The sequence below is a fragment of the Methylobacterium sp. Leaf469 genome (genome assembly GCF_001424745.1).
Lineage (GTDB): Bacteria > Pseudomonadota > Alphaproteobacteria > Rhizobiales > Beijerinckiaceae > Methylobacterium.
The window spans coordinates 697,676-722,769 of the sequence record NZ_LMRE01000001.1 but is presented as its reverse complement, the minus strand read 5'-3'; the positions used below and the strand labels follow the sequence as shown (position 1 = coordinate 722,769).

General features: G+C 72.0%; 22 protein-coding genes. 6 read left to right on the top strand and 16 right to left on the bottom strand.

Annotation, left to right across the window (positions count from 1 at the left end; translation table 11 throughout):
• Position 1: 1 nt before the first annotated feature.
• Together ASG60_RS03440 and ASG60_RS03435 are read right to left on the bottom strand one after the other, a co-directional pair.
• Positions 2-1,318 carry a VpsF family polysaccharide biosynthesis protein gene (locus ASG60_RS03440; protein WP_210168484.1) on the bottom strand — a complete coding sequence of 439 codons (1,317 nt, stop codon included), beginning with the start codon at positions 1,316-1,318 and terminating at the stop codon, positions 2-4.
• Positions 1,319-3,493, bottom strand: coding sequence for an exopolysaccharide transport family protein (locus tag ASG60_RS03435; protein ID WP_244473099.1), 2,175 nt, complete (start codon positions 3,491-3,493; stop codon positions 1,319-1,321). It lies immediately after the preceding gene.
• 435 nt (positions 3,494-3,928) lie between these two features.
• Between ASG60_RS03435 and ASG60_RS03430 the strand changes: the two genes are divergently transcribed.
• Complete coding sequence (locus ASG60_RS03430; protein ID WP_056384227.1) at positions 3,929-5,482, top strand: hypothetical protein; 1,554 nt, start codon at positions 3,929-3,931, stop codon at positions 5,480-5,482.
• A gap of 3 nt (positions 5,483-5,485) precedes the next feature.
• Here the strand turns inward: ASG60_RS03430 and ASG60_RS03425 are convergent, their stop codons facing one another.
• From ASG60_RS03425 to ASG60_RS03400, 6 genes are read right to left on the bottom strand one after another with little or no spacing between them, the layout of a single operon-like run.
• Positions 5,486-6,250 carry an SDR family NAD(P)-dependent oxidoreductase gene (locus ASG60_RS03425; RefSeq protein ID WP_056264873.1) on the bottom strand — a complete coding sequence of 255 codons (765 nt, stop codon included), beginning with the start codon at positions 6,248-6,250 and terminating at the stop codon, positions 5,486-5,488.
• Positions 6,247-7,617, bottom strand: a complete 1,371-nt coding sequence (locus ASG60_RS03420) for a fatty acid--CoA ligase family protein (RefSeq protein WP_056384226.1) — start codon at positions 7,615-7,617, stop codon at positions 6,247-6,249. Before ASG60_RS03420 ends, ASG60_RS03425 begins: the two co-directional genes overlap by 4 nt.
• A gap of 4 nt (positions 7,618-7,621) precedes the next feature.
• The gene (locus tag ASG60_RS03415; RefSeq protein ID WP_056165768.1) at positions 7,622-7,879 is read right to left on the bottom strand and encodes a hypothetical protein; all 258 of its coding nucleotides are present in this window, start codon (positions 7,877-7,879) and stop codon (positions 7,622-7,624) included.
• Positions 7,876-8,838: an alpha/beta hydrolase gene (locus ASG60_RS03410; RefSeq protein WP_056165770.1), complete on the bottom strand. Its 963-nt coding sequence runs from the start codon at positions 8,836-8,838 to the stop codon at positions 7,876-7,878. The genes ASG60_RS03415 and ASG60_RS03410 overlap by 4 nt, the downstream gene beginning before the upstream one ends.
• A gap of 26 nt (positions 8,839-8,864) precedes the next feature.
• On the bottom strand, positions 8,865-9,797 hold the full coding sequence (locus ASG60_RS03405; RefSeq protein ID WP_082483687.1) for an amino acid--[acyl-carrier-protein] ligase: 933 nt from the start codon (positions 9,795-9,797) through the stop codon (positions 8,865-8,867).
• A 55-nt stretch (positions 9,798-9,852) separates the two neighbouring features.
• Positions 9,853-11,034, bottom strand: coding sequence for an acyl-CoA dehydrogenase family protein (locus ASG60_RS03400; RefSeq protein ID WP_244473666.1), 1,182 nt, complete (start codon positions 11,032-11,034; stop codon positions 9,853-9,855).
• A 336-nt stretch (positions 11,035-11,370) separates the two neighbouring features.
• Between ASG60_RS03400 and ASG60_RS03395 the strand changes: the two genes are divergently transcribed.
• Positions 11,371-11,640, top strand: coding sequence for a phosphopantetheine-binding protein (locus ASG60_RS03395; RefSeq protein ID WP_056165773.1), 270 nt, complete (start codon positions 11,371-11,373; stop codon positions 11,638-11,640).
• 30 nt (positions 11,641-11,670) lie between these two features.
• On the opposite strand, the gene ASG60_RS03390 is transcribed toward ASG60_RS03395, so the two are convergent.
• Positions 11,671-12,885 carry a type II secretion system F family protein gene (locus ASG60_RS03390; protein WP_056165776.1) on the bottom strand — a complete coding sequence of 405 codons (1,215 nt, stop codon included), beginning with the start codon at positions 12,883-12,885 and terminating at the stop codon, positions 11,671-11,673.
• Entirely contained in the window at positions 12,885-14,627 is a 1,743-nt protein-coding gene (locus ASG60_RS03385) for a GspE/PulE family protein (protein ID WP_056384225.1), read from the bottom strand. The genes ASG60_RS03390 and ASG60_RS03385 overlap by 1 nt, the downstream gene beginning before the upstream one ends.
• Before the next feature lie 110 nt (positions 14,628-14,737).
• Here ASG60_RS03385 and ASG60_RS03380 point away from each other — a divergent pair, with 110 nt between their 5' ends.
• The 3 genes from ASG60_RS03380 to ASG60_RS03370 are packed head-to-tail and all read left to right on the top strand — an operon-like array spanning position 14,738 to position 17,060.
• Positions 14,738-15,865, top strand: a complete 1,128-nt coding sequence (locus ASG60_RS03380) for a hypothetical protein (RefSeq protein ID WP_156398772.1) — start codon at positions 14,738-14,740, stop codon at positions 15,863-15,865.
• Entirely contained in the window at positions 15,862-16,416 is a 555-nt protein-coding gene (locus tag ASG60_RS03375) for a GspMb/PilO family protein (RefSeq protein ID WP_056384223.1), read from the top strand. The genes ASG60_RS03380 and ASG60_RS03375 overlap by 4 nt, the downstream gene beginning before the upstream one ends.
• Entirely contained in the window at positions 16,413-17,060 is a 648-nt protein-coding gene (locus ASG60_RS03370) for a hypothetical protein (RefSeq protein ID WP_056384222.1), read from the top strand. Before ASG60_RS03375 ends, ASG60_RS03370 begins: the two co-directional genes overlap by 4 nt.
• 37 nt (positions 17,061-17,097) lie before the next feature.
• Here the strand turns inward: ASG60_RS03370 and gspD are convergent, their stop codons facing one another.
• The 4 genes from gspD to ASG60_RS03350 form a co-directional block, all read right to left on the bottom strand.
• Entirely contained in the window at positions 17,098-19,569 is a 2,472-nt protein-coding gene (gene gspD / locus ASG60_RS03365) for a type II secretion system secretin GspD (protein WP_056384221.1), read from the bottom strand.
• 427 nt (positions 19,570-19,996) lie between these two features.
• Complete coding sequence (locus ASG60_RS03360; protein ID WP_056306466.1) at positions 19,997-20,716, bottom strand: cytochrome c biogenesis protein CcdA; 720 nt, start codon at positions 20,714-20,716, stop codon at positions 19,997-19,999.
• 82 nt (positions 20,717-20,798) lie between these two features.
• Positions 20,799-21,191: a thioredoxin family protein gene (locus tag ASG60_RS03355; RefSeq protein ID WP_056165796.1), complete on the bottom strand. Its 393-nt coding sequence runs from the start codon at positions 21,189-21,191 to the stop codon at positions 20,799-20,801.
• A 148-nt stretch (positions 21,192-21,339) separates the two neighbouring features.
• Positions 21,340-21,528: a DUF1289 domain-containing protein gene (locus tag ASG60_RS03350; RefSeq protein ID WP_056384297.1), complete on the bottom strand. Its 189-nt coding sequence runs from the start codon at positions 21,526-21,528 to the stop codon at positions 21,340-21,342.
• 352 nt (positions 21,529-21,880) lie between these two features.
• On the opposite strand from ASG60_RS03350, the gene ASG60_RS03345 reads away from it, so the two are divergent.
• Positions 21,881-23,623 carry a pilus assembly protein gene (locus tag ASG60_RS03345; RefSeq protein WP_056384220.1) on the top strand — a complete coding sequence of 581 codons (1,743 nt, stop codon included), beginning with the start codon at positions 21,881-21,883 and terminating at the stop codon, positions 23,621-23,623.
• 22 nt (positions 23,624-23,645) lie between these two features.
• On the opposite strand, the gene ASG60_RS03340 is transcribed toward ASG60_RS03345, so the two are convergent.
• Both ASG60_RS03340 and ASG60_RS03335 read right to left on the bottom strand, forming a co-directional pair.
• Positions 23,646-24,344 carry a TadE/TadG family type IV pilus assembly protein gene (locus ASG60_RS03340; protein ID WP_056357697.1) on the bottom strand — a complete coding sequence of 233 codons (699 nt, stop codon included), beginning with the start codon at positions 24,342-24,344 and terminating at the stop codon, positions 23,646-23,648.
• A gap of 8 nt (positions 24,345-24,352) precedes the next feature.
• Positions 24,353-24,943 (bottom strand): TadE/TadG family type IV pilus assembly protein, encoded by a 591-nt coding sequence (locus tag ASG60_RS03335; RefSeq protein ID WP_082478771.1) that lies wholly within the window; start codon positions 24,941-24,943, stop codon positions 24,353-24,355.
• Positions 24,944-25,094: the final 151 nt, after the last annotated feature.

The following is a 25,094-nucleotide window of genomic DNA, read 5'->3' as shown; positions in this document are numbered from 1 at the left end:
CCTATCCGGCGCGGCGCGAAGCCGGCGTCGGCCGGTACAGGGCGACGAGGAGGATGGCGAACTTCGCCATCAGGGTGGTCTTGCCCCCGAGGCTCTCGTAGGTGTTCACGAGGAACACGAAGGCGATCATCGGCATGGCGATGCCGGGGCGGCACCGGCGCGCGAGCTCGACCAGGAACAGCGCGACGGCCACGGTGAGCAGGGCGGTCATGATCGCGCCCTGGTAGAGGACGATCCGCACGATGGGGTTCTCGAGCCCCAGGGCGAGGCCGTTGATGCGGCGCAGGCTGTCGATGATGGTCGGGTCCGGGCCGACCACGAGTTCGCGCCAGGACAGACGGTTGAACAGCTCGACGACGAGGACGCGGGCGTTGGCGCTGCCGCCGTCGTCGACGAAGCGCCCGATGAGGGCGTCGAAGAAGCCGAGGCCGACGAGGCCGGCCAGGGCCAGGGCGAACAGCGGCATGGCGAAGGCGGCGCCCGCGACGGCGAGCAGCGGGATGCGCCCGCGCGTCACGGCCCGGATCAGGCCGCGGCCGGCCAGGATGCCGCCGAGGGCCAGGGTGACGACGATGGCCGAGCGTCCCCCGAAGGTGACGAGGGCGACGGTCTGCAACCCGAGCATGGCGAGGCGCCGCACGGCATCGAGCGACCCGCCGCCCGCCGCCAGGGCGATCACGTAGCAGGCCGTGAGCGTCGCGCTGGTCAGGGGGTGGCCCTGCAGGGCCACCGAGCGGGTGTCGTTCTCGAGAAGCAGGCCGTCGAGGCGGAACGGGAAGAACGGCCCGCCGACGACGAATTCGACGAGGCCGAGGCTCGCATTCGCGGCCATCAGCACGTGCACCAGGGTCTCCAGCCGGGCGAGGCTGCGCCCGTCGCAGCCGCCGAGGAGAATCAGCGTCAGGCTCGGCAGCAGGAACGTGTCGATGGCGCCGGCGATGCCCGCGCCGCCGCGCAGGCTGATCTGGAGGGCGAGGGCGGTGCCCATGAGGCCGAGGAACGCGCTCGCCGGCCTGTGCTCCAGGATCGTGACCGCGTTGGCCACGGGATTGCCGGCACGCAGGAGCGTCCACGCGAGGAGCAGGACGGCGGCGTAGGTGGCCGGATGGATCTTCTGGACGGGCGAGCCGGTGAGGCCGTCGTAATTGATGCCGGCGATGGTCCAGAGCATTCCGCCCGAGAGGCAGAAGACCAGAACCGTCAGGACCGCGACGGCAGGGTCCGGAAGGGCCCGGAGGCGCGCGCGGGCGCCGGGGCTCCAGCCGGGGCTCCCGCCCCGCCCGGCGACCTCGCCGCGTAACCCCTCGCGGCTCGACATTCAGGCCCGGTCGTCGATGAGCAGGGCGCCGAAGGCCGGTCGCCCCATGGCCGCGGCGACCCGGTCGAGGTCGACGAGGTCCGCCTGCAGGGTGCGTCCGGCCCGGGCCACGACCACGAGCCGGTCCGCCGCGCCGACCACGGCGCCGAGGCGCGTGTTGGAGGAGAGGATGCCGCAATCGATCAGCACGAGATCGAAGCGCTCGCCGACCTCGTTGAGGAATGCCTCGACCTTGGCGCGGTCGAAGGTTCCCCGCGTCGCCCTGTTGCCGTTGCCGATCCCGAGCCAGCACGCGCCGGTGGCCGCATCCGTGGAGACCACGGTGTAGAGGCCCTTCTCGCCCCTCAGCACGTCGAGGAGCCCGCTCCTGCCGCGGCTTCGGCCGCCGAGATCGGCCTCGATGGTGAGGACCCGGTCTCCCTGTGCCGCCGCCGTGGCCGACAGGACTTCGATCACGGCCTTCTGCGCCGCGCCGTCACCCGCACCGGCCGCCACGGCGACGATGAGGGCGCGCTCCATGCCGTTCTGCCCGATGCTCCTCGGAGTCATGCCTTTCGGATTCACGCTCGTCTGAACCCTGCCGTGGCTGCGCAGGGTGTCGAGGGCGACGGTGGCCTCCTTCTGACAGGCAGCGGAGTCGGACGCGGGCGCGGGCGGGAACGTCGCCAGCACGGGCGCCTTCAAGAGCCGCTCGAACTGCCGGGCGGAGAGCAGCGTCGGCCGGCGGTACTCGCTCACCATCGCGACGCCGACCCCGACGCCGAGGCCGCCGACGAAACCGGCCGCCAGGAGGAAGCCGCGCAGGGGCCAGCTGCGTTCCTCCGGCGGCAGGCCCCAGGAGATCACGCGCGTGTTGGCGGTATCGATGGTGGCCTGCTCGGCGATCTCCCGGGAGCGCACGAGATAGGTGTCGTAGACCGACCGGCTCGCCTGGACCGTGCGCTCGAGTTCGCGCAGCTGCACCGCGGCCTTGCTGGTCTGGACCGATTCGCCGCGCAGGGTCTCGAGGTTGTCCGTGAGCAGGCGCTCGGCGGCCCGGGCGCGCTGGACGTCGATCTCGGCCGCCTTGGTGATCCGGGCGAGCTCGGCATCGATGAGACGCTTGACGTCCCCCATCTGGGTGCGGATGGCGGCCATGTAGGGATGGCGCTGGCCGAGCTGCGTGCGCAGGTCGCCCTCCTTGGCGGCGAGCTCGGCGTATTGCGCGCGCAGGCGCTCGACGGTGGGCGACCGGATCGCCTCCGGCAGGGTGCTGGTGTCGAAGGCCGCGCCCCGCGCCGTGGCGATGTTCTGCAGCTTGCTCTTCGCCTCGGCCGTGCGGTCGCGGGCGGCGACGAGGCGGGCGTTGCTGTCGGTCAGCTGCTGCTCGCTGACGAGGCGGCCGCTCGACGAGATCAGCCCGTTCGCCGCCTTGAACGCTTCGAGGCGCCGTTCGGCCGCGCCGACGTCGGCGCGCAGGCCCTCGAGACGGTCGCGCAGCTCGCCGGCGGCCCGCTTGGCCCCGTTGGAGCGGGCCTCGGCCTGGTCGGCGAGGTACGCGCGCGCGATGGCGTTGGCGATGTCGGCGGCCTTGTCGGGGGTCGACGCCGTCACGACGATGTCGACGACGAACACCTTGTCGGCCCGCTTCACCGCGAGCTTGCGCCGGAGCTTCTGCAGGGCGAGGGTCTTGTGGTTGCGCAGGGTCGGTTCGGAGGGGCCGAGGAGCGTATCCTTCAGGCTCTGCACGGTCCGCTGCACCAGGCCCGCCGCCGGCGCGCCGAATTCGGGATCGTCCTCCAGGCCCACCTCCGCGATGGCGCGCAGGAGCACCGCGTCGGACTCGATGACCCTGACCTGGCTCTCCACGATGGTGACGCCGCCATCCGCCGCGGCGGCGCTCTCGTTGAGGTCGTGGTTGACCACCTGCCGGTTGCGCGGATCGATGAGGAGCTGCGAATTCGCGGAGTACAGCGGCGTGGCGAGGAGGCCGTACACCAGGGCGGCGACCGTGAAGGCCGCCGTCGTCGCGAGCACGATCCAGCGGCGGCGCACCACGATGCGCCAGAGGTCGCCGATGTCGGCCGCGGTGTCCTTGCCCACGGTCTCGGGCCGGTCGGCGACGTAGGGCATCAGCACGGCCGCGCGGCCCGCGTCGCGCTCGGCCGGTCGGACGCTTGGCCACTGATGGTTCACAGGCGGAACTCCATGCATGCGTCCGCGACCCGGCCCATACTCCGCGCGAAGGAGGTCAAACGTCGGTGAAGGCCCGACCCGGAGCGGGCCCGGCTCCCGCCCGTGCCCAGAGTTAATCGATCGATGCTTAATTGATCGTCACGTCCCGCGCCCGTTTCGTCGGCGGGGCGTGAAGAATTGGGGAAGACTTCAGCCGGAAAGGGAAAGTTTACTTCGTCTCCGCAGGCTCGTCACGGGCCGCCGGCGATCCGGCCCTCGGCCCATCCCGCCGAGCAGCGCCCGTACCCCGCCCGTCGATGCGCCCGGTCGCGCGGTGGACCGGGATGCCCCGGCAGCGGAAGTGACGACGATGCGAAACCTGGCGTGCCTTCGAGATCCATCGGGCCTTCGAAATTCGTCGGGCCTTCGAAACCCGATCCGCCTGCGGGATCCGTCGTGCTCGTAAGGCTCTGCCTCGACGGGCGCGGCCCCCGCGGGTGGCACGCCGCCTTGGTCGCGCGCCTCGGTGCCCGGCCGGGCTGCCGCGTCGTGGTCGATGCCCGCTCGCGCGTGGCCGCGTGGCCCGCCAACGCCGACCGGCTGTTCCGGATCGAGACCCTGTTTCACGGCCTGCCGCCGGGCGGTCCCGCCGCCCGCCTGGACGAGGCCGAGGCGGCGGCTCTGCCGTGGCTGGCCTCGGCCGACCGTGCGGCCGTGCGGCCCGACTGCGTCATCGATCTAGGCGGCGATTGCGATGCGCCCGACGGCGTCCCGGTCTGGCGCCTCCTCTACGACGGACAACCCGGCGAGGCGGCGCTTCTGGCGAGCCTGCTCGCCGGCCGCGTGCCGGTCGCAAGCCTCGTCGCGGATGGCCGCGTCCTCTGCGAGGCGCGCCTCGGCACGGAAGTGCGGGGCGTCGTCCGCACCACCTTCGAGGACGGGCTCGCCCGGACGGTGACGATGATCGCCGCCGCCTTCGTGGGGGGCGCGGCGCCGATCCCCGCCGGTTCGCCGCCGCCCGCGTCCGGGGCGGGTCTCGGCGCCCGCGACCTCGCCCGGCGCGCGGCCCGCATCGCCGTGGGCAGCGCGGTGCGGCGCCTCTATCACCTCGGCTACCGCGCCCCGCATTGGCGCATCGGCTGGCGACGCCTCGACGGACCGGACCTCGTCGCCCTGGGCCGCCACCCGGATTCGGGCTGGCACGAACTCCCCGACGACGGACGACGCTTCTATGCCGATCCCTTCCCCATCGTGCACGCGGGCCGGTGCTGGCTGTTCGTGGAGGAGTACGATCACGCCTCGGCCAAGGGCGTGATCTCCGCGGTGGCCTTCGACGAGACCGGGCCCGTCGGCACGCCCGTCCGGGTGCTGGAGACCGCCCACCACCTGTCGTATCCGTTCGTCTTCGCGCGCGACGGCGCCGTCTGGATGGTGCCCGAGTGCTGCGCCGCCGGCACCATCGACCTCTACCGCGCGACGGACTTCCCCGGCGGCTGGGTCAAGGAGGCGACCCTCGTCGCCGACGTCGCGGCGAGCGACCCGACCCTGTTCGAGCACGATGGCCGCTGGTGGCTGTTCGCCACCGTGCGCGAGGCACCGGCGGCGGCCCCCCTCGGGCACGGCTCGTTCTCCGACGCGCTCTACCTCTGGAGCGCGCCGGATTTCCGCGGACCATGGGCGCCGCACCGGGCGAACCCGGTCCTCGTCGACACCGCCGCCGCGCGGCCCGCCGGCCGCGTCGTGGTGCATGACGGGCAGGCGGTGCGCCCGGTCCAGGATTGCAGCCGCGGTTACGGCTGGGCCCTCGGACTCATGCGGATCGACCGCCTCGACGAGGACGGCTTCGCCCAGAGCTTCCTGTCGCGGATCGAGGCGGGCCCCCTCTGGCCGGGCTCGCGGCTGCACTCGCTCAACGCCGCCGGCGGCTTCGAATTCATCGACGGCTCCGCCCGGGCCCCGCGCGTCTCGCCCCGCCGGATGGTGAAGCGCGTCCGTCCCCGGAGCGCGTGAGGCTCAGGCGGTGCTGCCGGCATCCACGGTGAGAACCGTGCCGGTGACGTTGCGGGCCTTGTCCGACATCAGGTAGGCGACGGCGTTGGCCACATCCTCCGGGTCGGCGAGGCGGCGCAGGGCGGCGCGGTTGGCCACCCGCCCGCGCTCGGCCGCGTCCATCCCCTCGGTCAGCGCCGTCTCGACGAAGCCCGGTGCCACGGCGTTCACCGTGACCCCGAGCCGGCCGACTTCCCGTGCGAGTGAGCGGGTGAAGCCGATGGAGGCGGCCTTGGTGGCGGCGTAGACCGAGAGCGCGTTGTAGCCCGTGAAGGCGATGATCGAGCTCACGTTCACGATGCGCCCGGCGCCCGCCGCCATCATCCCCCGCACCACGTATTTGGTGAGCAGCATCGGCGCCACGGTGTTGATGTGCACGAGGTCGTGGATCTCGCGGTCGGGCATGGTGGCGAGCAGTCCGGGCGTGCCGATGGCCGCGTTGTTGACGAGCCCGTAGATCGGGCCGTGCGCGGCGCGGATGCCCCGCACCAGGGGCTGCAGCGCCTCGGTCTGCCCGAGATCGCAGGCCGAGAAATGCATCGCCCCGTCCGGGGCCGCCCGCGCCGCGGCCTCGAACGCCTCCGAGGGGCGGCGTGCGACGGCCACCACCCGGAAGCCCTCCGCCGCCAGGCCGGTGGCGATGGAAAGCCCGATGCCCCGGCTCCCGCCCGTGACGATGACGGTGCGCCGCTGGGTCGGGGTCGGTTCGGTCGGATTCGGCCCGGTCACGAGACGCCCCGCAGGAGCTTGCCGCCGGCCGAGATCGGCAGGGCGGGCACGAACTTCACGCTGACCGGGACCTTGTGCTTGGCCAGATGCGGCCGGCAATGGGCGATGATCGCCTGTTTGAGGCCGGCCGGATCGTCCGGTGCGCCGCCATCCTCCCGCAGGACGATCTCGGCCTCGACCACGGCGCCGAGGATCGGGTTCGGCCGCGGCCGGACCCGGGACATGGACACGCGGGGGTGGCTGTTGAGGATGGTCTCGACCTCCTCGGGCTGAACCTTGGCGCCGCCGACGTTGATGATGCCGCTGCGCCGGCCGAGGAAGTGGTAGCGCGCGCCGCGCAATTCCACGAGATCGCCGCTGTCGACGAACCCGTCCGCGTCGGTCAGCGCGGCGGCGTCGGCGCCGAGATAGCGCCGGCCCGTGCGCTGCGAGCGGATCTGGAGGGTCCCCTCGCGCACCACGATCTCGATGCCCGTGCGCGCGCCGACGAACCCGGCGGGAAACCCCTCGCGGCCGTCCTCGACGGTGAAGCCGACGCCGCCCTCCGTCGAGGCGTAGGCGTGGGCGATGCGCGCCTCGGGAAAGGCGGCGCGCATCTGGTCGAGGATCGCCTGGTCGGCGATCTCGCCGGAGAGGCGGGCGTAGCGCGGCGCGAGGCGGTCGAGGGCCGTGCTCATGAGGGCGAGGCGCCAGTGCGAGGGCGTGCCGAGGATGTGGGTGACCCCGGCCTCGGCCACTCGCACGAGGTAGTCGCGGACCGGCTCGTCCGCCTCCGACAGGACGAGGGGCGTCGGCCCGAGGATCGCCCGCAGGAACACCTGGAGGCCGCCGTAGCGGCGGATGTCGTAGAACGTGCTCCAGACCGTGCCGGGCTCGGGGGTCGCCGCGACGTTGATCCCGCCCGCGAGGCCCTCGAGGGTGTGGACCACGAGTTTCGGCGCACCCGTGGTGCCCGAGGTGGCGAGCACCCATTCGGTCGGGCGGGGGGCCGGGAGCGGAGCGGCCAGGGCCGCCTCCGTGGCCTCCACGCAGGGCAGCCCGTTCAGCGCCGCCCGGAACGGACAGGCCGCGTCCGTGACGCAGAGGTCGATCTCGGCGGTGGCGAGGATCTGCGCCGCTTCCTCTCCCGTGAGGCCCGGAGGGGCCAGCACCATCCGGCCCACCAGCCCGTCGAGGGCGAGCATCGCCAGGGCGGCGTTCATCTGGCCGCCCGTGGCGACGAGGACCGCGCGCCCGGCGAGGCGCTCCGTGAGGTCGGTCCGGGTCTGGGACGCGATCAGGGCGGGAAGCGACCGGCGCGCGGTTCGGTCCGAGAGGAACAAGCCGTCGAGGCTGCCCGCGCGCGTCAGGCGGTCACGCAGGGTCATCGGCTCAGGCCGCGGCCGCGACGGCGGCGCGCTCGTAGAGTGCCACGAGGTCGCCCAGCGTCACCGGTAGGTCGGCGACCTCCAGGGTGCTGAACGGGTCGACGCCGACGAGATCCTCCATGCGGGCGACCAGCAGGGCGAAGCACAGGGAATCGAACGGCGTGTCGAGGAGCACGAGGTCGTCGGTCAGCGGCGGCATCGCCTTGTCGTGATCGCGGGTGATGGCTTCGATCTCGGAAACGAGGGTGGAACGAACGCTCATGATGCTCTCCGGTGCGGGGATTGGGGAATGGTTCGGGCCGGATCGCCGCGCAGATGAGCGCCGAATGCGGCACCGATCTCCGCGAGGATCGGGCGCGCCGTGGGGATGAGGCGGCCGAGACCGTAGAAGTAGTGGATCATGCCCGCGTGGCAGGTGTGGACCACGGGGATGCGGGCCTCCGCGAGACGGGCCGCGTAGGCGGCGCCGTCGTCGCGCATGATGTCGTGGGACGCCGTGTGGATGTGGGCCGGGGGCAGGCCCGTCAGGTCCGGCTCGCGCCCGGGCGAGACGCGGGGATCCGCCACGACGTCCGCGACGCCGCAGGCGGCGATGTCGTGGCGCACGGTCTCGGCGTCGAGGAAGTGGCCGGTGGCGAAGGCGCGGTGGGACTCCGTCGCGCAGGTGAGATCGAGGACCGGGCAGATCAGGAGCTGACCGGCGATGGCCGCGCGGCCGCGCAACATCTGGGTCGTCCGCGCGGCGAGACCCGCGCCGGCCGAATCCCCGCCGATCCCGAGGCGGCTCGCGTCGAGGCCGAAGGCTTCCGCCGCCTGCGCCACGTGGGCGAACGCCGCCACCGCATCCTCGATGGCGGCGGGGTAGGGGTGCTCCGGGGCGAGACGATAGGCGATGGCGACGACGCGGCAATCGGCCGAGTCCGCGAGGATCCGACAGATGGCGTCGTGGGTGTCGAGGTCCCCCGACACCAGGCCGCCGCCGTGGAAGAACACGAGCCCCGGCCCCGTCTCCCCGGCGTCGCGGGGCGCGTAGGCCCGCGCGGCGCACGGCCCCGACGGGAGATCGAGCACGAGATCCCGCGCCGCGACGGCGACGGGCGTCGCGCCCGCGAGCTGGGCCAGCACCTGCTGGCCCTTGCGTCGTTCGGCGACGCCGCGCGCGCCAGTGCCGCCGAGCGCCATCATGTCGAGGAACCGCCGCACGGCGGGGTCGAGGCCCATCACGCTCGCCTTCGATCGGGTTCGGTTCAGAGCGACAGGGCCGCCCGCACGGAGACCGGCCAATCGGCGATGGCCGCGCCGTGAGTCGCGAACATCGCCACGGCGAGGCGGTCCATGCCGAAGGCGACGCAGCCCGTATGGGCCGGCTCGCCGTCGGCGTGGCGCAGATCCCAGGTCGTGCCGAAATGCTCGCGGTGATAGTTGAAGCTCATGCAGGCGGTGCCGGCGGCCTCGCCGCGCAGCGGGATCAGCAGCTCGAACTTCAGGGCGGCCTCGAGCTGGCTGAACGCCTTGATCTGGCCGAGCCGCCCGAAGAACGGGTCGCTCGCCTGCTCGATCACGTAGGGCAGGCCGAGTTCGTCGGCGATCGCCGTGGCGCGGCCGATCCAGCGCTCGCGGAATTCAGCGACCTGATCGGGCGTGCCGATGACGACGTATTCGCGCATCCGGAACGACTGGAGCCGGTCGAGGTGCGGGGAGGGCTCGCGGCGGAAGCAGTCGCAGGCGACGTCGAAGCGATAGCCCGCCGCCGGCACGGCGCCGCGCGCGGCCGCGATGGGATAGACCGGGTAGCAGGCCGCCGGGGTGAGCACGAGGTCGGCGGTCTCCAGGCCGCTGGTCCAGTCGCCGCCCTTCGCCTGGAGATCGGCCTTGGCGAGGATCTCCTGTTCGGTTCCCTCCAGGCACGAGACGCAGCCGAGCAGGTTCGGGAAGCTCTTGAGGTAGCCGTGCCGCTCCAGATGCGCCCGGCTCATCACCGGCGGGAACCGGAACACCTCGGTGTCCGCCTCGCGCTTGGACGAAATCAGCGCGGTCAGGGCCTCCACCACCGATTCGTAGGCGCCGGTCCGGGCGTAGACGCCCTGCGCGTCCATGGGCCGGAACATCGTGTCGAACAGGGCGTCGAGGGGATCCGTGGCCGGGGGCGAGGCCGGGGCGCGGCCGACATTCATGTTCATGGGACTCGACTTTCGCGAAAGGCGGATTCGGCGGGAGGGCGACGGGTCTCGACGATCAGTCGCGCAGGGAGGCGGCGACGGGCGCCATCAGGGTGGCGGTGGCGAGGTTGGCGACGATGCGGTCGTTGTGGATCATGATCGGCGCGGACAGCACGTCGCGCAGGTGCCGGCCGATGGCGAAGTCGCCGTCCTCCCGGTAGCCGGCGAGGCCGTTGGCCCGCATGGCGCTCATCACCGTCGAGACGGCGAGTTCCGAGACCTCGACCTTGAGCATCGTGATGGCGGTCTGGAAATCCAGGGCCGAGAGGGCGGCGGGATCGCCGGTGGCGGCCTCGAACCGGTCGAGGCTCTGGCCGATGAGCGCGCGGGCCTGCTTCAGGCCGGACACGGCGCGGGTGTAGTGCAGGGCGCCGGGCGGGGCGACGCCGCCGGCCCCCCGCATGGCCGTGCGGGTGAAGGCCTGGGCCTTGTCGACGGCCCCGGCCGCGATGCCCGTCCAGGCGCTCGACCACAGGATGTGGGAGACCGGCGTCATGGTCTGGCTGTGGACGTCGGCGTAGCGGGCGGCGAGCACCTGCTCGGCCCGGCCGCGGGCGAGGAGGCGGAACCCGCTGCTGCAGGTGCCGCGCATGCCGAGCGTCTGCCAGCCGCCGAGGCGTTCCAGGGTGTAATCGGCCTTCAGGAAGACGCACAGCACCTGGTCCGACGCGGCGGCCTCGTCCGTCCGGCGCGCGACGGTGACGATGCCGTCGGCCTGCGCTCCGTAGGAGATCACCGTAGCGGCGCGGTCGAGGACGATGTCCTCGCCGTCCCGCGCCACTGCGGCCGCCGAGACACGGACGTTGCCGCCGTTGTTTCCCTCGGTGGTGGAGGACGCCATGAGCAGCTGCTCGCTGGCGATGCGGCGCATCACCGCCTCGACCCAGGCCGCGCCGCGGCCGTGGCGGACGAGGCAGGCCACCTTGGTCTGGTGCATGGCGAAGATCATCGCCGTGGAGGCGCAGGCGCGTCCGAGGGTGTAGCAGATGTCGGCGAGCGCCTGCATCGAGGCGCCCTCGCCACCGAGATCGATGGGGATCGCCGCACCGAGCAGGCGGTGCGTCCGCATGGCGTCCCGGGCTTCGTCCGGAAAGCGGCCCTCGCGGTCCACCGCCTCCGCGTGGGCGGCGGCCACGGCCGCCACGGCGGCGGCCCGGGCCTGCAGATCGGCGGCCTCGCCCACGGCCCCGGCGGACATCGCTCCTTGCTGGATCGTCATGGTCATCCTCGAAAGCATTCCGCTTCCGAGCCTTCCGCCCGCAAGCATTCCGGTTCAGTCACGGCACGTGCCACGGAACCCGAGGGCCCAACGTGCTGTCCGGCACGGGATGCAGCAATATAGGGAAGACATTAAGGCGCGCTTATTTGTGGAAGCGGAATCGGAACCCTGAGGATATGATTAAAATTAACGCCAATAACGCTCGGATTCGACCGAACGTTGACCGGCGCTGGGCGGCGATCCAAAGATGCTGGACGACCGTCGCGGTTGCGTGGCCTCTGTGCGCGGACCCGGCTTCAACATGGACGCATCGTCATGAGCCCTGCTTTGGATACCATTAACTATACAGATCGGACCATGTACCTCGCCAAGGGTATCCTGGCGCAGCAGTCGCAGGCGCGGGATTTCCAGCCCGAAGACCCCCTCGTCGACGTGGGGCTCTCGTCCCTCGACCTCGTCAACCTGATGATCGCCGTCGAGGCGGAGTTCGACATCATGATCCCGCCGGCGCAGCTGAACCCGAAGAATTTCTACTCCGTCGGGTCCATCGCCCGCATGATCGAGACGGTCAGCGCCCGCGCCTGATCCCGGCGCTTCCCGGGGCCGGTCCTTCCGTCATTGCGCGAGGTCGCCGACGCTGAGGATCGCGCTCATCACCGAGATGATCAGGCCGCCGATGAGGCCGCCGATGGTAACGGTGACGAGGGGCGTCAGCAGGGCCAGCAATCGGTCGATCTGCTCGCGGGTCCGGGTCTCGTGCATCTCGGCGGCGTGGAGCAGTACGGTGCCGAGGCGGTTCACCTGCTCGCCGCTGGCGATGAGGTTGAGGGTGGAGGCGGCGTAGGGGCGCAAGCCCGCGAGGCCGGAGGCGAGGCTGCCGCCCTCGCTCAGGCGGCGCGAGGCCTGGGCCAGGGACTCGCGAAACAGGCCGTTGCGCGCCAGCGGCCGGGTGGCCGCCACAGCGTCGGGAATCTGCACCTCCGCTTCGAGGAGCGTCCCGAGCACCCGACAGATGCGGCCGAGTTCGGCGCCGACCACGATCTCCCGCACGATGGGCAGGCTCAGGGCCGTCCGCGAGCGGAAGGCCGCGAAGGCGGGATTCGCCCAGAACTTCGCCAGCAGCGCCCCCGTCACGAACACGCCGCCGAGGAGGACGGGCCACCACGCGGCCAGGGCGTCGCCGAGGGCGGACGCGGCGCGGATCGCCAGGGGCGCGGGCTTGCCGGTGCCGTCGAACAGGGGGGCCAGGGCCGGCACCAGAACGCCGATCACCATGGCCAGCGTGCCGATCGCCATGAGAATGAGGATCGCCGGGTAGACCATCGACGAGGTGAGGTGGCGGCGCACGGCGTCGCGCCGCTCCAGGGACGCCGTGAGGCTGGAGAGGACGCCCACCAGGGTGCCGGTCGCCTCGCCGGCCCGCACGGCGTCGATCATGTCGGGCGGGAAGGCCTGCGGGTGCGCGCTCATCGCCCGCGACAGCGCGGCGCCGGCCATCACCCGCTCGAGGAGATCGGACAGGACGGGGCGGAGCGCCCCGCTCGCCTGCCGCTCCACGAGGCGCAGGGCCCGGTCGACGGTGAGGCCGGCACCCAGCAGGGTCCCGAATTCCTTGAGGAAGCCGATGCGGCCGGCATCGTTGATGCGGTCGCGCCCGAACAGGTCGCGGCGCCAGAACGGAACGCCTCCGGCGGCGGCCGGCGCGATCTCGAACACCTGCAGGCCGTCGTTGCGCAGGGCGGACACCGCGCGCTCGCGGCCCTCCGCCTCGATCCGGCCCGTGCGCAGGCGCCCGTCGGGGGCGTAGGCCTTGTAGGCGAAGGCCGGCATCAGACCAGCCCCTCGAACACGCGGCCGATCTCGTCGAGGGTGGTCTCGCCGGACATCACGCGGGCGCGGGCGGTCTCCGCCAGGGTGGCCATGCCGGAGGCGCGGGCCTGCGCCACGAGGCGCTGCTCGTCGGCGCCCTCCGCGATGAGGGTGCGCAGGGGGGTGTCGAGGGTCATGATCTCGGAGACCACCATGCGGCCGCGATAGCCGGTGCCGTTGCAGGCCGCGCAGCCCCGGGCCCGCTTCAGGGTCGGGGGCGCGGCGGTGTCGAGGCCGAGCCGCAGGCAGGCCTCGGGCGAGGCCGGCTCGTCCGCCGCGCAATCGGCGCAGACCCGGCGCACGAGGCGCTGGGCGATGACGCCGTTCAGGGTCGCGGCGATGAGGAAGCGCTCGACGCCCATGTCCACGAGGCGCGTGACCGTGGCGGGGGCCGAGTTGGTGTGGAGGGTCGAGATCACGAGGTGGCCGGTGAGCGCGGCCTGCACGGCGATGCGGGCGGTCTCGCCGTCACGGATCTCGCCGACCATGACCACGTCGGGGTCCTGGCGCAGGATCGAGCGCAGGGCCGCCGCGAAGTCGAGGCCGATGCCCGGATGGGCCTGGACCTGGTTGATCCCGGCCATCCGGTACTCCACCGGGTCCTCCACGGTGACGACCTTGAGGTGCGCGCCGCTGATGGCGCGCAGGGACGCGTAGAGGGTCGTGGTCTTGCCGCTGCCGGTGGGGCCGGTGACGAGGACGAGGCCGTTCGGCCGCGCCGTCATGGCGCCGATCTCGGCGATGGCGGCGGCGTCGAAGCCGAGGCCGGAGAAATCGTCGACCCGGCGCGAGCCGTCGAGGACGCGCATCACCACGCTCTCCCCGTGCGCGGTGGGCAGGGTCGAGACGCGGATGTCGATGTCGTGGCCGCGATCGGGCACCTGCATGCGCCCGTCCTGGGGCAGGCGCCGCTCGGCGATGTTGAGGCCGGCCAGGATCTTCACCCGCGTGGTGAGGGCGAGCTGGACGGATTTCGGCAGGCGCTCGGATTCGACGAGCACCCCGTCGACCCGGTAGCGCACCCGCACGTCCGTCTCCTCGGCCTCCACGTGGATGTCGGAGGCGCCGCGCGCGAACGCGTCGCGCACGAGGCGGGCGACGAGGCGCACGATGGGGGCTTGGCTCGCCACATCCTGCAGCCGGGCGAGGTCGTCGTCGAGGCCGGCCTCGGAATCCGGGGCGGCGTCGCCGTAGACGGCGCGATGGACGCGCTCGAAGGCGGCCGGTCCGACGATGCACAGGCGCACCCGCCGCTCGGTGAGATGCTCCAGGGCCAGCGCGATCTCGCTGTCGAACACGTCGACGGCCGCGACGACGAGCTCGTCCGCGTCGACCGCGATGGGCAGCGCCCGGACGCGGGCGCAATACTCGGCGCCGATCTCCGCCGGCAGGACGGGGGCGGCCGGCACCTCCTCGTCGCGCAGGAACGGCAGGCCCGTCGAGGCGGCGAGCGCCGAGACCAGGGTGGCCTCGTGGACGAGGCCGAGTTCGGTGAGCAGGATCGGAACCGGGCGCCGCCCCGGCAGGTCGAGGGCGGCGAGCGCCCGCTCCAGGCCGGCGGCATCGAGCACCTGCATCTCGGCGAGGTCCGCGACGAACGCCCGGGCCGCATCCCGGGCCGCATCCCGGGCGTCGCGTTCGGGCGCCCGCCGGTCGGGCCGGGCGCGCCTCGGGCGGCGCTTTCCGGCCCAGATGTTCAGCATGACGAATGTCCGTTCTCGGGTGCCCCGGAGGAGGAGCCGTCGTGAGTCGCTCTTAAGCCGATAGAAACCGACGTTGGGTTAACAACGTGTCTCCCGGAGCGGCCCCTCGCTTGCGGATGCGATCGAAGGCGCGGTTCATGGAGGCGGATCTCATGGACACGGTGACGCCCTCCGCACCCCTGCGGGCCGCCGGGTCGTCCGGCCACCTCCCGGGGATCCGGGGCCGGCTCGCCGGCTGGGCCGCCCGCGCGGGGTTCGCCGAGGTCCGGTCGGACCGGCCCACGACGGGGATCCTCCTCAGTCCCGAACCCGGCGGCCGCAACCTCCTGCTCACCGACCGGCGCGGGCCGGAGCCCCGCACCTATCGCCTCGACACGGACGCGGACGACTTCGCCGAGCGCCTGAGCGCGATCCGGGGCGGCGGCCGGGGGCTCGGCGCCAAGATCCTCCTCGATCCGGCGCAGTGCTTCGTCCGCACCCTGACCCTGCCGACGGCGTCCCTGCCGCGCATGCGCGAGGTGCTGGTGCAGGAACTCGAGGCGGCGACCCCATTCCGGGCCGAGGGCGTTTACAGCGACTGGTACGTCGAGGGCGAGGACGCCGCGACGCGGACCCTGCGCGTCCGCCACGTCGTCATCAAGCGCGTGCGCCTCGATCCGCTGCTGGCCGCCATGGGCCGGGCCGGCCTCGTGCCGGGTCCGGTCGCCGTCGGGCGCGCGGAGACGACCGCCATGCCGGTGGACCTCCTGTCGGGGGGGCGTCGGGCGATCCCGCCGCTGCTGCGCGGGCTCGGCCTCGGCGACCTCGCGCTCCTGGCCCTCGCGGGCCTGTTGCTTCTCGGCAGCCTCGTTCTCGTGCGGGACCATCGCGGCGCGACGCTGGCCGCCCTCGACGATGCGATCCTGGACGCGCGGGGAGCCCCATCCCTGCGCCGGGCCCCGCTTCCCGCCGGCGCCGCCGCGATCCTGGCGGGTGCGGCGGCTCGGCCGTCCCTCGCCCCGGTCTGGAGCGCCGTTGCCGACGCCCTGCCCGATGCGGTCTCGGCCGAAGCCCTGCGCCTCGACGCGCAGGGGTTGACCCTGACGCTGCTGGTCCGGGACGCGACCGATCCGCTGCCCCGCCTGGCGGCCCTTCCGGGCTTCGGGCCCGCCGCGGTGCTGGACGCGCCCGAGACGCCGGGTGCGCCGCGCCGGCTGACCGTGCGGCTTCCCCACCGGGCTCCGGAGCCGATGCCATGATCGCCGCCCTGTCCGATCGCGTCTCCGGCTGGATGCCGCGCGCGCCCGTCCTCCTCGCCCTCGGGGCCCTCGCGGTCCTGGGGCTCGCCGTCGCCGGGCCGGTCTCCGAGATCCGCGAACTCGGGAACGGGATCGCCGAGGCCCGCGACCGCCTGGCCCGCACCCGTGCGGCCGCCGCCCGGCCGGTCCCGTCGACGCCCTTCTCCGGGGTCGATGCGGACGCCGTGTCCGCCGCGTTCCGTGCCCGGATCGAGACCGCCATCGCCGGCCGCGCCGTCATCCTGGAGGATGTCACCGTGGTCCCGGATCCGGATCAGGTGCGGTTGCCGCTCCTGAACGCGGCCCTGCGCGGGACGGCCGAGGGGCTGCACGGCGTCCTGGCGGAGCTGGACGGGGGGCTTCCGCGCGTGCGCACCGAGACGGCGGAGATCGCGGTCGCGAGCCCGGCCGATGCGGACGAGGAGCGGCCGACCCTCCTGCGCCTGTCGCTGACCGTGCGCGGGCTGCTCGCGCCCGCCGACGCGCCGCCCCGGCCGGAGACGGGCCGATGAGGGCGCGCCTCGGCCCCCTGGCGTCGGCGCTGGCCGCGAGCCGTCCCGTCCCCCGGGCGCTCGCGGGCCTCGCGGGCCTCGCCGTGCTGGCCGCATGGGTCTGGCCCGCCGCCACCCTCGACGCCGGGCCCGTGGCGGCGCCTGCCGCGCCGGTCCGCCTCGCCGACAGCGGCGGCGCGCTCCATCGCCCGCTCTTCGATCCCGACCGCCGGGCCTGGACCGCGCGGGGTTCCCTGGCGGACCTCAGCCCCGCGACGCCGATCCGCTCCGTGCTCCGGGTGCGCGGCATCCTCATGAGCGACGGCAGCGGACGCGCCCTCATCGAGGAGGAGGGGGCGGGCCTTCCCGTCTGGCTCGCCCCTGGCGAGGGCCGCGCCGGGTGGGTTCTCGCCGCCGTGCAGGCCGAGCGCGTCACCGTGCGCCAGGACGGCCGCACCTACGATCTCGCGTTCCTCGGGGAGCCCGCGACGCTGCAGCCGCCGCGCCGCCGGCGGGCGGTGGACCGGGCGCCGCCCGAGGCCGTCGTGCTGGCCGAACCGGCACCGGCCGCACCGTCGTGGGTCGAGCCGCCCGCCCTCCGGCTCGCCCCCGAGACGGTGCCGGCGCGCGTGCGCACGATCCCGATCACGCCGCCCCGGCCCTGATCCGCACCGGGGGGGCGCCGCTCCGCCCGATCCCGGGTCAGTCGACCATCCGGCGCAGGAAGCCGGGGGGGCCGGCCGGTGCGGCGGCCATGGGCATCGGCGCCGGCACGGGGCGCACCGGCATCATGGTCCGGAGCTGGGCCCGGAAATCCTGGCTGATCCGGTCGGCATCGACGGTGCCGCGGATCACCCGCGGGCGGATGAAGATGATGAGTTCCGTGCGGATGCGGCTGTCGATGCGGTTGCGGAAGGCCGGCCCGATCAGCGGCAGGTCGCCCAGCACCGGCAGGCTCTCGTTGGTGATCAGGGCCCGCTCCTGCACCAGGCCGCCGATGGCGAGGCTGTGCCCGTCGTGGACCGCGATGCTGGTGGCGACCCGGCGCTGGCGGATGGTCGGCGAGTTGATGGTCGAGGTGGTGGTCGGCACCACGTCGCTGACCTCCTGGTTGATGTCGAGGACGACGAGGCCGTTCTTGTTCACCCGCGGCGTGACCGAGAGGATCACGCCGGTGTCCTTCATCTCGATCTGGTTGAGGATCGGGGCGTTGCCCGCGAGCGCGCTTTGGCCCGTCTGCTTCACGATGGGCACCTGATCGCCGATCTGGAGCTTGGCCGTGCGGTTGTCGAGGACGGTGATGTTGGGCGACGAGATGACGTTGACGCGGGTGATGCCCTGCAGGGCGTTGAGCACCACGCTGAAGTCGGGGTTGTTGAACAGGTAGTTGAAGCCCGTGACGCCGCGCGTCGCCGCCGCGATGAGCCCGGCGGTGCCGCCCGTCGCGGCGCTCGCCGCACCGATGGTCGCCGCCTGGGTGAGGTTGAAGCGCGAACCCTGGTTCTTCAGGAACCACTGCACGCCGAACTGGAGCTCGTTGTTGAGGGTGACCTCGGCGATCACCGTCTCGAGGAGAACCTGGGTCGGCATCGCGTCGAGGCTGGCGAGGATGCGCAGGAGCTTGTCGTACTGAGTGCGGGTGGCCGAGATCACGAGGCTGTTGTTGGCATCGTCGGCGACGACGCCGATGATGGCCCCCGCATGCGCCGCCTGACCCGCGTAGCCGGCCCCCCCGCCGTAGCCCCCCTCGTGTCCGGCGGCACCGAAGACGCCGCCCCCGGTCGCGGGCGAGCCGCCCCAGGCTTCGCCGCCACCGCCGCCGAAACCGGCCGCACCCGCGCCGCCACCGAAACCTCCCGCACCCGTGGCGGTGGCACCGATGCCGCCCGCTCCGGCCCCGCCCGCCTCGCCGCCGAAGCCGCCGGCTCCCGACGCACCGCCGGCCCCGGGAAAGCCCGCGCCCGCCCCTGCGAAACCGGACGCGCCGGCACCTGCCGCGCCGAAGCCCGCCGCGCCGAGACCGGCGGCGCCAAGACCCGGTGCTCCGAGCCCCGGTGCTCCGAGACCCGCCCCGCCGTAACCGCCGCCCCCGCCCCCATAGGCGCCGAGCCCGCCAGAGCCGAGTCCGCCCGCGCCGAGCCCGCCATAGGCCGCACCGCCATAGCCCCCGCCGCCGTAGCCGCCTGCGTTCGCCCCGCCCCCCATCTCGGCGGCGATGACGCCCTGCAGCACGGCGGCCAACTCCTTGGCCGAGCGATTCTGGATGCGATAGACGAAGAGCTGGCGCTCCCGGTCGGCGGCGACGGATTCGAGGCGCGTCGCCCAGTCCCGCGCGCGGTCGAGATAGGCCGCGCGGGTGCTGATCACCAGGACCGCGCCGAGCGCCTCGTTGGGAACGAACCGGATGATGTCGCCGGTGCCGGCGGTCTCGCCGCCGAAGATCTGGGTGAGGTTGCGCGCCATCGCGGCCGGATTCGCGCTGCGGACGGGCAGGATCGCCGTCGACATCCCGCGCATCCAGTCGACGTCGAACACGCTGATGGTCTGGCGCAGGGCCTCGATCTGGGCGGCGTCCCCCGACAGGATGAGGAGGTTGCGGACGCGGTCGACCCGCAGGACCACGTCGCGGGGCGCCACCGAGGAGAGGATCGCCTGCATCTCCGCGGCGGCGATCCAGCGGAGCGGCACGGCCTGGGCGCCGCCGCCGGCGGCCCCGAGCCCCTGCACCGGCACGGCGCCGGTGGCAGGCCCCGCCGGTACGATCTGCGCCGTGGTGCCCCGGCGGCGCAGGGTGAGGTTGCGGCTCGACAGCGCGCTCTCGAACATCCGCAGGAGGATCTCGCGGCGCACGGGCCCGGCCGTCTGCAGGGTGATGGTGCCGGAGGCGCGCTCGTCGAGGGTATAACCCCAGCCGAGGGCATCCGTGAGGACCGCCTTGGCGGCGACGGCGATGGGCACCTCGACGAGGTTCAGGCTGACGACGCCGGGGCGGAACTCCACCGCCTGTTCGGGTACGCCGCCGATGAACTGGTCGGTCCCCCGCCGCGACACCGACTCGGCCGGCGGAACCGGGCGGCCATAGACGGCATCGGGCTCGGCCGCCGTCGCGACGCCAAGGCCGAGGGCCGAGGCGCCGAACGCCAGGAGGAGACCGAGGGATGCCGGGATTCCCATGACCGTTCGTGCCTGCTCCCCATTCCCGGGTTGATCCTCCGGCGGTTATGGGGTGGGCTTCATTAAGAGACCGTTTACCACGATCGAACCATTCGCGGCCGAAGCTGGATTTCGTAACGATTGAATAACCACGCGCTATTCCAGAAACATCCGAACTTCGTGAAGATCTGCGATGAAGAAGGGGGGCGCGGTTCGGTGCGCATCGCCGCTCCGCCAGTCCTCGCCTGTCGGGGGCGTGATGGGTCTGGACCGCAACCGGGTCCGTTGCTCCGGGACGATGCGCCGAAGCTCTGTGTTCCCGGTGTCTGGGTCGCAGGCTGTCTTGTCGAGACCGCGCGAGATCCCCGATGCTTCGCCTTTCTTGGGAATCATGTCTGCCGCCCGGTCGTGCGCCGTCCCGTCGCGAGCGCCCGCGAGGAGCGGGTGTTCAGAACCGCGTCGTCAGGGCGGTGAGCCAGGCGGGCGAGGCGTCGACGAGGGCGGTCTCCAGGGCCTTGTCGAGGCCCGTCAGGATGGCGAGGCCGGTCGCCGCCAGGATCAGCCCGAGAACCGCCTTCAGCCCCTGGCCCAGGCCCATCATCCGGCCGCGCCAGCGCAGCAGCGTCGCCCGCGACAGGGTGCCGAGGACGACGAGGGGCAGCCCGGCCCCGAGGCCGAACGTCACCATGGTCAGGGCCACGGCGGCGAGGTCGCGGCCCTGAGCCGCCAGCAGGGAGGCGGCCCCGAGGGTCGGGCCGACGCAGGGGCTCCAGACCGCGCCGAGCAACAGGCCGACGCCGAACTGTCCGCCGAGGCCCGTGGAGGACACGCCGCCGAATCGCGCCTGGACCCGGTCGCTCAACGGGCCGGCGGCGACGGCGAGGCGCGTCTGGGCGGCGGGCAGCATCAGGACGAGGCCGAGACCGACCAGCAGCAGGGCGGCGCCCTTGCGGAACACATCCGTATCGAGGCCGAGTCCGAAGCCGATGGTGGCGACGAACAGCCCGATGGCGACGAACGCGAGGGCGAGGCCGCCCGCGAGCGCCACGGGCCCGTAGCGGTGCTCCGAACTCGCCGCGCCGAGGACGAGGGGCAGCAGCGGCAGCACGCAGGGCGAGAGCACCGACAGGAGTCCGGCGAGGAAGGCGAGGCCGAGGGAGGTGCCCACGGGTCGCCTTACGCGTCTCTCACGGAACGCCCGCCGCACCGAAGCGGGATCCCGGGGCGATCGCGCGGATTGTCGGGCACGCCTAGAGTGCCTTTTCCACCAGGCCCTCGATCCATTCGGGCTGGGTCTCGCCCACCGAGCGCCCGGTCTCGGTCTCGCCCTTGAAGACGATCAGCGTGCTCTGCATGCGGGCATCGAAGCGGCGCAGCACATCCTTGCGGCTGTCGAAATCGACATCGAAGATCACGAGGTCCTTGAAGCGCGGGTCCTGTGCGAGCTTGGCGAGGATCGGCTTCTGCGTCTTGCAGATCGGGCACCACGGGGCGCTGACCTCGACGAGGATCGGCCGACCGGCCTTCTGAGCCGCCGCGAAGGCGCCGGCCTCGAAGGGCATGGGGTCGGCCTGCGCGGGCATCGCCAGGACGGCCAGGGGCAGGAAGGCGGCGAGGCCGAGGAGTGCGCGGCGCATCATCATGGGGGTGTCCTCCGCTGAGCCGTCGTCCCACGTTCCTGCGGCGCGGCCCTTGAGACAGGCTTACGGGATCGCGCCGCGCCTGTCTGCGACGGAGCACGGCGGCCCCGAAATCTTGATCGGGGTTACATTCGAGGGAGCGGCGACCCGTTCAATCCGTCTGGGGGGCATCCTGAACCTTCCGGACCCGGGCGGGCAATTCGCGCAGAAGCGCCGTGCGCCGGAACGGCGTCAGCTTCATCCAGGCGCGGATCTCCGGGATCGTCCGACCGCATCCCACGCACCAGCCGGTCCGACCGTCGAAGCGGCAGACGGCGATACAGGGATCGTTCTTGCGCATGGTGCCGGCCTCCCGCCCGGGGCGATGCGTGCCCCGCGCGCGGTCATACGGCATCATGCACGGATGCGCGCGGCCCCTGCGGATCGGACCGACCACCACACGCGACCGCTGCGGTGCCAAAGCGCTCTCCGCCGAAGTGGATGCCGGTTCGGCGAAAAGAGCGCGGCATGACAAAGGCCGCGCTCGAGATGTGTCCCGACCCAACGTGGTCGGGCGCAGCTCTAGGTCTGGTCGCGGAGTTGTATCGTGATTTCGATCCGATCAATGGTAGTGTAGCGCCTGTTCGAAATCGTACACGAGGTATTAATCGAAACCTGATGGATGTGTCCGGAGATCGATCAGGACTCGAGCGATGTCTCTTACACGTCGATTTCTCGGCGCCAGGCGCGGCAATATCGCGGTCATCTTCGGACTCAGCTTTCTCCCGCTGATGTTCCTGGCCGGAACCGGCATCGACTACGGGCGCGCCTCGTCCATGCGCGCCCGGTTGCAGAACGCCGTCGACGGGACCGCCCTGAGCCTGTGCCAGACCGGCACGGCCACGACCAGCGCCGCCCTCGAGGATCAGGCGACGAAGCTCATCGCGTCCTACATGCCGGGGGCGACGTTGGAGACGCCGCTGGCCATCGGCGCCAATCCGCGCACGATCCTGGTCAAGGCCAGCGCCACCTACCGGACCGCCTTCGCCAGCCTCCTGCGCATCAACACCATCGATGTCGGTGCGGCGTCGCAATGCGCGACTCCCATGGCGCAGACCTTCGAGATCGCCATCGCCCTCGATACGACGGGCTCGATGGACGTGGCGGGCGGCTCGGGCACCAAGATGTCGGCGGCTCAGGACGCCGCCAAGAAGTTCATCGACTACGTCTACACCAAGCCGGCCTTCAGCCCGCAGACCCGGATCTCCATCGTTCCCTTCGCCGGAGGGGTGGCGGTGGACCCCAAGACCTACGGGTCGACGACGCCCTGGATCGATGGAGCCGCGAAGTCGGCCTATCACTGGACCAACGTCGACTTTTCCGCGGCCAGCAGCACCGTCAAGACGGCGATCAGGAGCCGGTTCGATATCTTCGATCAGCTCAGGAAACTCGATTCCAGCTGGGGTTGGGCTGGCTGCCTCGAGACGTTGCCCTACCCCCTCAACGTCCAGGATTCGGCCCCCACCTTGGACGACCCCAACAGTTATTTCGTGCCGATGTTCGCCCCGGACGAACCCGGCGGTGACACGACGGGCAAGGTGACCCTCAGTGTCCTTTCCAAGAGTCCCGACACGAAGAACAGCTACACGGGGCTTCCGCTGCAAGCGCAAACTTACATCAATAGCTATCTCGACGATAATACGAACGAGCCGAGTTGCGCCTTCAAAGCGATGACTCTGACCGAGGCGGAGATGCGTGTCTGCAAATACTACAAGCCGGTATGGTCCGCCCCCACCTCGAAGAACGTGCTGCAACTGCCCAATGGCCCGAACAACGGTTGCACGAGCAAGCCGCTTCAAACCCTGACCAACGAGACGGGGAAGCTCAAGACCCTCATCGACAGTCTGATCGCCAGCGGCAGTACGAACATCTTCGAAGGGTTCATGTGGGCTTGGCGGACGATCTCCCCAACCAGCGTCTTCGGTCAGGCGACGGCCTACAGCGACACGAGCGTTCGGAAGGTCATCGTTCTCATGACCGACGGCGAGAACTCATGGTACCCGAATTCCGCGTTCGATCTCACAAACATGCATAACTCCATCTTCAGTCCGTTCAGCTACATGATCAACGCCAACGGAACCAAGGTGTCGGGAAGCCCAGGGCTGCCGAGCCGTCTCACGTCCGGGACGGGGACGCCAACGACGTTGGCTCAGGCCCGGGCCGCCCTCGATGCCCTCACGCGCGAGGCCTGCACCAACGCCAAGGCGCGCAACATCGCCGTGTTCACCATCGGCTTCAGCGTGCCGAACGATCCCATCGACCAGGCGGGCATCAATCTGCTGCGGGACTGCGCGACGGTTCCGGCCCAGGCCTACGTCGCCAACTCGTCCACCGCCCTGATCGCGGCCTTCGACGACATCGCCAAGAGCATCGGCAAACTGCGCATCGTGCGCTGACCCGGCGGGCGGACCGCGCCTCTCAGTTCGCGGTCACCGGACAGGCGACGCCGGCGGGCAGGACGACCTCGTCGTCGGCGCCGCCGGTGACCGCCTTGCCCTGGCGGGTCGGCCAGACGACCGTGTCCTCCAGGGGGAACTCGGCGGTGCTCGCCCGGGTGAAGCTGACGTACGCGGCGCCCAGAACCGGTGTGTAGGGCGTCGTGACCTGGGCGACCACGAGGCGCATGCCGTGGCGGTTGTAGCTCGCCGGGATGGTCAGGCTCGCGGGGGCGAGGCCGACGGGCCATTTGGCGGTGGCCGGGGATGCGTCGCTCGAGCAGATCCGCACCGTCCGCGTCGTGCCCTGCATGTAGATGCCGATGGCCGCGACCCGGATGACGGCCTTCGTCGCGTCGAAGGGACTGTAGACGAGCTTCGAGGCCGCCAGGATGCTGTCCATGGTCGTGCGCGTCATGGGTGAGGTCGTGTCGCCGAGGGACGTGAGGTCGGCAACGGTCCGGGTCAGCAGGGTGGTGCGCCGCTGGGCCATGGTGCCGCGGGCCAGCTCGGCGCTGCCGACATAAACCAGCAGCAGCACCGGGGCGATGAGGGCGAACTCGACGGCCGCCACGCCGTCCCGGGCCCGCCGGAAGCGGCCGAAGGCGCCCGGGGCCGGCCGGTCGGTGGCGGGAAGAGACGCGCCGGAAACGCGGCTCGGGGGCAGGGGGGTGCGCAGCATCCTCGGGCCTAGAACGGTTCCGTGCGAAAGACCTGGACGGAGTGCAGCAGGCGCGAGCCGTCCGCGAAACTCTGGGTGATGGGGAACATCAGTGTGAAGCTCGGGTACTTCACGGCCGCCTGCACCACCACGATGGTGCTCGCCTGGGCGTTCGCGTAGGCCGTGCCGAACCCCGTCGACCAGTCCCGGGTCGACGGATCGACGGGATTGGTGCTCGTACCCGCGGTCATGGATGCGTAGACCCGCACCTCCAGCTTCACGTCCGTGCACCGGAACAGGGTCAGGCGCTCGGCCCCGTTCACCTGGCACAGCTTCTGGCGCAGGTTCTCCAAGATCGTCGCCGGGTCGGTGACGCCGGAATTAGCACTCTGGAACTGTCCCGTCTGGATCGTGCGCGTCGCGTCCGCGAGGGCGTCGTCGAGGGTCTGGCTCGCCCAGAACATCATCGACATGTCGATGATGCCGGTGATCAGGGCGAGGAACGGAAACGCCAGGATGGCGAACTCCACCGCCGTGGCACCCGCGCGGGCATGCCGGAACCGGCTGACCAGCGTCTGCGGCGTGAGGGCCCGGCTGGGAAGGTAAGGCGAGGGGACCATGGGGCGACGGGGCTTCGGGCTCGCACCGCGATCCGGTGCGCACGCTCTACCTGCCCCCCTGCTCCTTTCGAACCCCTTGCATTCCGCGCTTGCCGGGCAGCATCGCACAAGGTTGTCTGCGCGAAGCGCGGCCCGCCCGCTTCAAACGGAG